10 protein-coding genes are annotated in these 7,480 nt (G+C 70.3%); 5 read left to right on the forward strand and 5 right to left on the reverse strand.

Features of this window, described 5'->3' with window-relative positions; all coding sequences use genetic code 11:
* Window positions 1-256: 256 nt before the first annotated feature.
* Both EBH09_RS10155 and EBH09_RS10160 read left to right on the forward strand, forming a co-directional pair.
* A complete protein-coding gene (locus tag EBH09_RS10155) occupies window positions 257-1,657 on the forward strand; it encodes a recombinase family protein (protein ID WP_121746684.1) in 1,401 nt (466 codons plus the stop codon).
* Window positions 1,658-1,743: 86 nt separating this feature from the next.
* Complete coding sequence (locus EBH09_RS10160; RefSeq protein ID WP_121746685.1) at window positions 1,744-2,538, forward strand: site-2 protease family protein; 795 nt, start codon at window positions 1,744-1,746, stop codon at window positions 2,536-2,538.
* Here EBH09_RS10160 and EBH09_RS10165 read toward each other — a convergent pair.
* Together EBH09_RS10165 and npdG are read right to left on the reverse strand one after the other, a co-directional pair.
* A complete protein-coding gene (locus tag EBH09_RS10165; protein WP_121746686.1) occupies window positions 2,528-2,719 on the reverse strand; it encodes a hypothetical protein in 192 nt (63 codons plus the stop codon). The genes EBH09_RS10160 and EBH09_RS10165 overlap by 11 nt on opposite strands.
* Before the next feature lie 86 nt (window positions 2,720-2,805).
* Entirely contained in the window at window positions 2,806-3,513 is a 708-nt protein-coding gene (npdG, locus tag EBH09_RS10170) for an NADPH-dependent F420 reductase (protein WP_121746687.1), read from the reverse strand.
* A gap of 142 nt (window positions 3,514-3,655) precedes the next feature.
* Between npdG and EBH09_RS10175 the strand changes: the two genes are divergently transcribed.
* A complete protein-coding gene (locus tag EBH09_RS10175; protein WP_121746688.1) occupies window positions 3,656-4,258 on the forward strand; it encodes a hypothetical protein in 603 nt (200 codons plus the stop codon).
* A 67-nt stretch (window positions 4,259-4,325) separates the two neighbouring features.
* Here EBH09_RS10175 and EBH09_RS10180 read toward each other — a convergent pair whose 3' ends face one another.
* Window positions 4,326-4,559 (reverse strand): hypothetical protein, encoded by a 234-nt coding sequence (locus tag EBH09_RS10180; RefSeq protein ID WP_121746689.1) that lies wholly within the window; start codon window positions 4,557-4,559, stop codon window positions 4,326-4,328.
* Between the two features lie 58 nt (window positions 4,560-4,617).
* On the opposite strand from EBH09_RS10180, the gene map reads away from it, so the two are divergent.
* Both map and EBH09_RS10190 read left to right on the forward strand, forming a co-directional pair.
* A complete protein-coding gene (map, locus tag EBH09_RS10185) occupies window positions 4,618-5,475 on the forward strand; it encodes a type I methionyl aminopeptidase (protein ID WP_121746690.1) in 858 nt (285 codons plus the stop codon).
* A 128-nt stretch (window positions 5,476-5,603) separates the two neighbouring features.
* On the forward strand, window positions 5,604-6,251 hold the full coding sequence (locus EBH09_RS10190) for a biliverdin-producing heme oxygenase (protein WP_121746691.1): 648 nt from the start codon (window positions 5,604-5,606) through the stop codon (window positions 6,249-6,251).
* A 106-nt stretch (window positions 6,252-6,357) separates the two neighbouring features.
* On the opposite strand, the gene EBH09_RS10195 is transcribed toward EBH09_RS10190, so the two are convergent.
* Together EBH09_RS10195 and EBH09_RS10200 are read right to left on the reverse strand one after the other, a co-directional pair.
* The gene (locus tag EBH09_RS10195; RefSeq protein ID WP_121746692.1) at window positions 6,358-6,570 is read right to left on the reverse strand and encodes a hypothetical protein; all 213 of its coding nucleotides are present in this window, start codon (window positions 6,568-6,570) and stop codon (window positions 6,358-6,360) included.
* A 90-nt stretch (window positions 6,571-6,660) separates the two neighbouring features.
* Complete coding sequence (locus tag EBH09_RS10200; RefSeq protein WP_121746693.1) at window positions 6,661-7,344, reverse strand: PhzF family phenazine biosynthesis protein; 684 nt, start codon at window positions 7,342-7,344, stop codon at window positions 6,661-6,663.
* Window positions 7,345-7,480 lie beyond the last annotated feature (136 nt).

Genomic DNA, 7,480 nt, shown 5'->3' on the forward strand with positions numbered 1-7,480 from the left:
CAGCAGGCCCGCGGGCACGGTGCGGCCGGGCCTGATGGCGAGAACGGTCAGCAGCGCGCGCAGCCGCGCCCCGCCGAGCGGGACGGCCGTGCCGTCGGGGCGGAGTACCTGTGTGGTGCCGAGGATGCGATAGCGCACGGGGTCCATTCTCGCCCGCCCTCCGAACCAGGAGAGAGCGTCCTTGCCATCAGAGTGGACCCGGGTAAGGTTTACGTAACTCTCAGCCATTTAGGTACATACACGCTAACGTGACTCCATGGCACGATCCCCTCGGGTACTCATCGCCGTCCGATTGACCGTCCAGACCGATTCGACGACCAGCCCCGAACGGCAGCTCGAAGAATGCAGGTCGTTTTGCGAATCGAATGGCTGGGAGGTCGTGGGTATCGCCCAAGACCTCTCCGTGTCCGCCACCGCGGTACCGCCATGGAAACGTCCGGAACTGTCCCGGTGGCTCGATCGCGCCCCAGAGTTCGACGTCATCGTCTTCTGGCGACTCGATCGGTTCGTCCGCCGGGTCAGCGACCTGCACCGGATGATCGAGTGGACCGTGAGTCATGGCGGCAAAGGGCTGGTTTCCGCCACCGAACCGTTCGACCTCACGAGTTCGGCAGGACAGGCGGCAGCCACCATGATCGCCACATTTGCGCAGATGGAAGCCCAGGCGGCCGCCGAACGGGTTGCATCGTCTCGTGCCCACCTGCTCACGTCGACACGATGGGGCGGCAGTTCGCCCCCGTTCGGTTATCGCACCTACCCGAAGGACGGCGCACGGTACCTGGAGGTCAACCCCCGGACCGCGAACATCGTCCGGGAAGCAGCCCGACGGGTCATCAACGGCGAGCCGGTCAACGCCATCTGCCGGGATTTCGAGGAACGTGGGCTCCCCTCCCCGGCAGACACGTACCAACGGAACAAGTCCGGCAAGGACTTCGTCTGGTATCCCCGCACGCTGAAGGGAATCCTCACCTCTCCCACCCTGCTCGGCTGGAAGACACGTAGTGAGGACGTCCCCGGGAAGAAGTACAGCAGGCGTGTCCTGGTCCGTGACCGGGACGGGTGTCCCGTCCGAGTAGCCGAAGCGGTGCTGGATCAGGACGTCTTCGACTGCCTTCAGGACGCTCTGGCACGCTCCGCCTCGCCGGTCACCCGCCGCTCCACTGCACCCAGGACTCCACTCCTCGACGTGATCAAGTGCGGGGGGTGCGGCAAGAACCTCCAACTGCACACTTCCCGGAAACGGCGTAAGGACGGAACCTACCGGGTCACCGAGAAGATCCGCTGCCTTTCACGCGTCGGCTCCCCGGCATGTGCGGGCTACGTGTTCGCGCCCATGGAGGAGATCGTCATCCCCATCCGGCACATGCTGGTCGAAGCAGTCGGAGATGTGCCGGTCACCCGCCGCGAGTACGTCCGATGTGCTGAGACGTGGGGTGAATCGACGCATTCGTCACCCGACATCGATCAGGACCACTGGCGGTTTGTGCCACTCGGTACCACCTTCGCCGAGCGGTGGCAGGGCATGACCGTCGCGGAACTCGGTGAGGACCTGTCGCAGGCCGGCGTCACGGTCAGATGCCACCCGCCGGAAGGCGGTGGCCATGCTCTGGAAATCCCCGACGATTTCCGGGAGCGTCTTGCGAAGTCAGTGGGGTAGGCGCCCCCGTTCGACGGAGTCCTCGTGATCCCCACCACGGCCGTAGTTCTCATCAGTTCGGCCGCTACGTCCCAGGAGCCTCATTCATGACAACCGCCTCTCGAGCGAGCGAACAGCGGATCAGTCCTGTCTTCCTTGGGATTGTCGCCGTCACAGCAGTCACCGGCTGGGCGCTGTGGACTGGCTTCGCGTCGGCTCCAGGCCTTGCCGTCTTCCTCTTCGTCACCTCGGCCTGGGTGGTCTCCCTCTGCCTGCACGAGTACGCGCACGCGCGCACTGCGCTGCACTCAGGTGACATCACCGTAGTCGCCAAGGGTTACCTGCGCCTCAATCCCCTCGCCTATACGCACGCCCTGCTGAGCATCGTGCTGCCGGTGCTGTTCGTGATCATGGGCGGGATCGGCCTGCCGGGCGGTGCCGTCTTCATCGAGCGCGGGCGGATCCGGGGGCGCTGGCGGCACAGCCTGATCTCGGCCGCGGGCCCGCTGACGAACGTCCTGTTCGCCGTGGTGTGCACGGCCCCGTTCTGGCTGGACGCGCTGGACGGCGTGCCGCGCGACTTCCGGATCGCGCTGGCCTTCCTCGCGCTGCTCCAGGTCACGGCGGCGATCCTGAACTTCCTGCCGGTGCCTGGCCTGGACGGCTACGGGGTGATCGAGCCGTGGCTGTCGTACAACGTGCGGCGGCAGGTGGAGCCGCTCGCGCCGTTCGGGCTGCTGATCGTGTTCGCGCTGCTGTGGATCCCGGGCGTCAACGGCGTGTTCTTCGACGCGGTCGACGCGGTCCTGCGCGGTCTCGGGATCAGCGAGCTCGACACGTACTGCGGTTTCGAGCTGTACCGCTTCTGGCAGACGGACCAGCTCTGCTCGGTCAGCCCGTGACCGACGTGGAGCGGCGGGCGTCCCTGCCGCGCTTGACGTAGTACCAGCACATGTTGGACGACAGCCCCGACAGCAGCACCCACACGACGCCGATCAGCACGCTGCCCCGCACGAAGGAGACGACGGCGGCGGCCACGGCGAGCACGCAGACGACCAGGGCGTAGAGGGCGAGGCGGGGCATGGTGCGGACTCCTGTCGGGGGACACGGCGGGCACTGCGGGTGCCGTGTCGCGGTCTGGCTTGTACCCACCAGTGTCCCCCATCGCCTCACACGTCGGTGACGCGGAGCCCGGCGTGTGCCTTGTAGCGGCGGTTGACGGAGATCAGGTTGGCGACCAGTGACTCGACCTGGTGGGCGTTGCGCAGCCGCCCGGCGAAGACGCCGCGCATGCCGGGGATGCGCCCGGCGAGGGCCTGGACGATCTCCACGTCGGCGCGGACCTCCCCCAGCACCATCACGTCGGTGTCGATCTCGTCGATCTCCGGGTCCTGGAGGAGGACGGCGGACAGGTGGTGGAAGGCGGCCGTGACCCGGCTGTCCGGGAGCAGGGCGGCGGCCTGCTCGGCGGCGCTGCCCTCCTCGGGCTTGAGCGCGTAGGCGCCCTTCTTGTCGAAGCCGAGCGGGTTGACGCAGTCGACGACGAGCTTGCCGGACAGTTCCTCGCGCAGGGATTCGAGTGTCTTGCCGTGGCCGTCCCAGGGCACGGCGACGATCACGACGTCGCTGCGGCGGGCGGTCTCGGCGTTGCCGGCGCCCTCGACGCCGTGCCCGATCTCCTCGGCGGCGGCCTCGGCGCGCTCGGCGGCGCGCGAGCCGACGATCACCTTCTGGCCTGCCTTGGCGAGGCGGTACGCGAGGCCCTTGCCCTGGGGTCCGGTGCCGCCGAGCACGCCGACGACCAGCCCGGAGACGTCGGGCAGGTCCCAGGGGTCCTTGGCGGGGGCCTTCTGTGCAGCACTGTCGGTAGAGGTCATGGGCCGACCCTACGTCCGTCCCGGCCGCCGGACGGGATCAGGTCCCGCCCGGTGCCGGGGCGCCCCCGGGCCGTCCCCGGGTCGGGCGAATCCGGGGCGAATACCGGGCCGCGCGGGACGGGTTGCGGCAGGATGCGGGCCCATGGACGCCGTACGGGTCGCGCTGCTGCGGGAAGTGCTCGCCGGGACCGAGTGGCTGGGCGCCACCCGGAGGTTCGCGGGGGCGCTGCGGGGCTCCGTGGTCCCGCACGGGGGCGGGCTGCTGCTCGTGGGCACCGCCGAGTACGAGCCCTGGCATCTGGCGGCGCACCTGGTGGACGAGGCCGCGTGGTCGGGGACGCCGGAGCTGGCCCCCACGCTCGTACGGCACGACGCGCGCCCTTCGGACCCGGCGCATCTCGCGGTGGGTCCGGGGCGGCTGGCGGCGGCCCGGCGCGGGGAGACGCTGCTCGTGGTGACGCCCGACGGCCCCGGCGCCCCGCTGCTGGAACGGGTGCACGACGCCCGCCGGGCCGGCGCTACGGTGCTGGCGCTGGGCACCGGCGAGCGGGAGCTGACGGCGATGGCGCACGAGTCGCTGACCGTGCCGGACGGCGCCGAGCTGGACCTGGACACGGTGCAGCACCTGGTCAGCGCGGCGGCCGGGGAGAACGCGGTGCCGCCGCCCCGAGGCCGCCGCCGCTTCCGGGACCGCCTGTCCCGACTGGCCGACCACCTGACGGCCCCGCCGCCCTCCGGCTGGTAGTCCCCCGCCCCCGCGCGCAAGGCGGTCGCCGCCGCGGCGACCGTGGGAGGTGCCTCTGGAGGGGGTGTCAGTCCTCTTCCGCGCGGCCCGCGGCGGAGGGGTCGTGCCACTTGGGGTCGTTCTCCCACTGGAGGTTGCGCTCGCGGGCGGTCTGCATCGCGTGCTCGGCCTCCGTGCGGGAGGCGTACGGTCCGAAGCGGTCCTTTCCCGGGCAGTCCGGGCCCTCCTCGACCTTCTGGTGCTCCAGGCAGTAGTACCACTCGCCCGGTTTTCCGACCGTGCGCTTCTTGAACAGGGCCATGACCGGCTCCTTTCGCCAGGGACATGCTCTCGTATGCCCGCTGGTTAGACTCGCTGACATGTCTGGCCAGTCGCTGCTCGTACCAGGGGAGCTGTCTCCCACCCGTTCCGTACCCGGAAACATCCGCCGGCCCGAATACGTAGGCAAACCCGCGCCGACGCCGTACACCGGACCGGAGGTGCAGACGCCCGAGACGATCGAGGCGATGCGCGTGGCCGGGCGGATCGCGGCGCGGGCCATGGAGGAGGCCGCGAAGCTCATCGCGCCCGGCGTGACGACGGACGAACTGGACCGGGTGGCGCACGAGTACATGTGCGACCACGGCGCCTACCCGTCGACGCTGGGCTACCGCGGTTTCCCCAAGTCCCTGTGCAGCTCGGTCAACGAGGTCATCTGCCACGGCATCCCGGACTCGACGGTGCTGCGCGACGGTGACATCGTCAACCTCGACGTGACGGCGTACATCGGCGGCGTGCACGGCGACAACAACGCGACCTACCTGGTCGGCGACGTGGACGAGGAGAGCCGGCTGCTGGTCGAGCGGACCCGCGAGTCCCTCGCCCGCGCGATCAAGGCGGTCAGGCCGGGCCGGCAGATCAACATCATCGGCCGGGTCATCGAGTCGTACGCGAAGCGGTTCGGGTACGGGGTGGTGCGGGACTTCACCGGCCACGGGATCAACTCGTCGTTCCACTCGGGGCTCATCGTCCCGCACTACGACAGTCCGCACGCCACCACCGTCATCCAGCCCGGGATGACCTTCACGATCGAGCCGATGCTGACGCTCGGGACGCACGAGTACGACATGTGGGACGACGGCTGGACGGTCGTGACGAAGGACCGCAGGCGGACGGCGCAGTTCGAGCACACGCTCGTGGTGACCGACTCCGGGGCCGAGATCCTGACCCTTCCGTAGCCCCACCACGCCCTTCACGGCCCGCTCTCCTCGGAGGGCGGGCCGTCTCGCGTCCGGGTACGCTTTTACCGACAGGACGTCGGAAAGACTATTGACTTAGGTAAGCCTAACCATAGAAAATCGGCCTCATGGACTCCTTCTCGACCCTCATCCGCACGGCCTCCCACGAGCAGCACGTGGAGGCGGAGACCTCCACCTTCATGAGCGACCTGCTCGGCGGCCGGCTCGGCGTCGACGCGTACGCGCGCTACACCGAGCAGCTGTGGTTCGTCTACGAGGCCTTGGAGGCAGGCGCCGGGCGGCTGGCGTCGGACCCGGTGGCCGGGCCGTTCGTCCGGCCGGAGCTGATGCGGCTGGCCTCCCTGGAGCGGGACCTGGCGCATCTGCGCGGTCCGGGCTGGCGCACGGGGCTCACCGCCCTGCCCGCGACCGAGGAGTACGCGGCCCGGGTGCGCGAGTGCGCCGAGCGCTGGCCGGCCGGGTACGTCGCCCACCACTACACGCGCTACCTCGGCGATCTGTCCGGCGGGCAGATCATCCGCGACAAGGCGGAGCGGACGTGGGGCTTCGCCAGGAAGGGCGACGGGGTCCGCTTCTACGTCTTCGAGGAGATCACCAACCCGGCCGCGTTCAAGCGCGAGTACCGCGGGCTGCTGGACGGCATCCACGCGGACGATCTGGAGAAGCAGCGGGTCGTCGCCGAGTGCAAGCGGGCCTTCGCCCTGAACACGGCGGTCTTCCGGGGGCTGGGCGAGGAGTTCCCGCTGTCGGCCTGAGCGGCTGTCGTGATGAGCGGCCCGGTCCGGACGGACGGCCGGAGACGGACCGGTCCCCCTCGGCCGCCGTGGCCGAGGGGGACCCGGAGCGAACGGCCCGCCGGCCTCAGTTGTCGATGTCGTAGTCGTCGCTGCGGCAGTTGATGCCGCCGAAGTACAGGTCACCGGTGCTGGGCGTGGTGATGGCCCCGAAGTACGGGCTGCAGGTGGCGTCCTTGTCACCGTGCGGCGGGCCGTCGAAGGCGGTGGCGGTCGCGGCGCCGCCGGCCGTCATGGCGGCGGTCAGCAGGACGGTGGCGAGGGCGGAGCGGATGCGCATGGGGTGCCTCTCACGTGAGGGAACGGTCAGGCGAGAGGTAACCCCTCGCGCTCGCGCGCACACGCGGTTCCACCCGTACGGCGGCGCCCGTCACCGTTCCAGGCGCACCCGTCCGCCGATCTCGATCCACCCTTCGGGCTGCGGCGCCGTCAGGATCTGCGAGCCGGCCCCCTGTGTGATGTTGAGGGCCCGGCCCAGCCGCTCGGTCAGCAGCAGCGCCGCGGCGCCCGTCGCCTCGTCCTCGTCGATGCCGTCGCCGCGCCCCGGGAAGGCGCGGGCCCGGACGCGCCCCGCCGGCTCGTCCTCCCAGGCCCAGGCGAAAATCCTTCCCCGGACTTCGTCCGGGGGCACCCCCATCTCGCTTCGCTCGCCCGGCGGCGGCACCGGCAGGTCGTCGACCTCGGCGACGGTGGCGTACTGACGCAGGGTGCACGGCGGGGCCCACTCGGGGCGGGCCTCGATCCAGCTGAACTCCCCGTCCAGGCGGGCGCCCACCACCCCGGCCGGGGTGACCAGCTCGGGCACGTCGAGCAGCCAGGCCGTGCCGACACAGGGGTGGCCGGCGAACGGCAGGCGCAGGGTGGGCGTGTAGATGTCGACGACGCCGCGCTCGGGATCGTCGACGAAGACGGTCTCGCTGAAGCCGAGCTTGGCGGCGAGTTCCTGCCGCTCGGCGGGGTCCGGCAGCACGGAGCCGTCGCGGACGACGCCGAGCTCGTTGCCGTATCCGCCGTTCGGCGCACAGAAGACGCGCAGTACGTCGTAATCAGTCACCGGGGCATTCAAGCATCGCTCACCGGTGGCCGGATCGGCGTGGGGTCTCGTCGAACGGCAGGGTGGCGAGTGTCTCCGTGTACGCCCCGGCCGGGCCGGCGTCCGGTGTCCGTCGCGGGCCGGCGGGGCGGGCCGC

Origin of the sequence: Streptomyces sp. E2N166 (genome assembly GCF_003671715.1) — a bacterium.
Lineage (GTDB): Bacteria > Actinomycetota > Actinomycetes > Streptomycetales > Streptomycetaceae > Streptomyces > Streptomyces thinghirensis.

Bases quoted from the DNA above. Each gene is read 5' to 3' on its own strand.
- EBH09_RS10190 (WP_121746691.1), top strand. From the start codon at position 5,604: ATGGACTCCTTCTCGACCCTCATCCGCACGGCCTCCCACGAGCAGCAC.
- map (WP_121746690.1), top strand. From the start codon at position 4,618: ATGTCTGGCCAGTCGCTGCTCGTACCAGGGGAGCTGTCTCCCACCCGT.
- EBH09_RS10155 (WP_121746684.1), top strand. From the start codon at position 257: ATGGCACGATCCCCTCGGGTACTCATCGCCGTCCGATTGACCGTCCAG.
- EBH09_RS10165 (WP_121746686.1), bottom strand. From the start codon at position 2,719: ATGCCCCGCCTCGCCCTCTACGCCCTGGTCGTCTGCGTGCTCGCCGTG.
- EBH09_RS10175 (WP_121746688.1), top strand. From the start codon at position 3,656: ATGGACGCCGTACGGGTCGCGCTGCTGCGGGAAGTGCTCGCCGGGACC.
- EBH09_RS10160 (WP_121746685.1), top strand. From the start codon at position 1,744: ATGACAACCGCCTCTCGAGCGAGCGAACAGCGGATCAGTCCTGTCTTC.
- EBH09_RS10195 (WP_121746692.1), bottom strand. From the start codon at position 6,570: ATGCGCATCCGCTCCGCCCTCGCCACCGTCCTGCTGACCGCCGCCATG.
- EBH09_RS10180 (WP_121746689.1), bottom strand. From the start codon at position 4,559: ATGGCCCTGTTCAAGAAGCGCACGGTCGGAAAACCGGGCGAGTGGTAC.
- npdG (WP_121746687.1), bottom strand. From the start codon at position 3,513: ATGACCTCTACCGACAGTGCTGCACAGAAGGCCCCCGCCAAGGACCCC.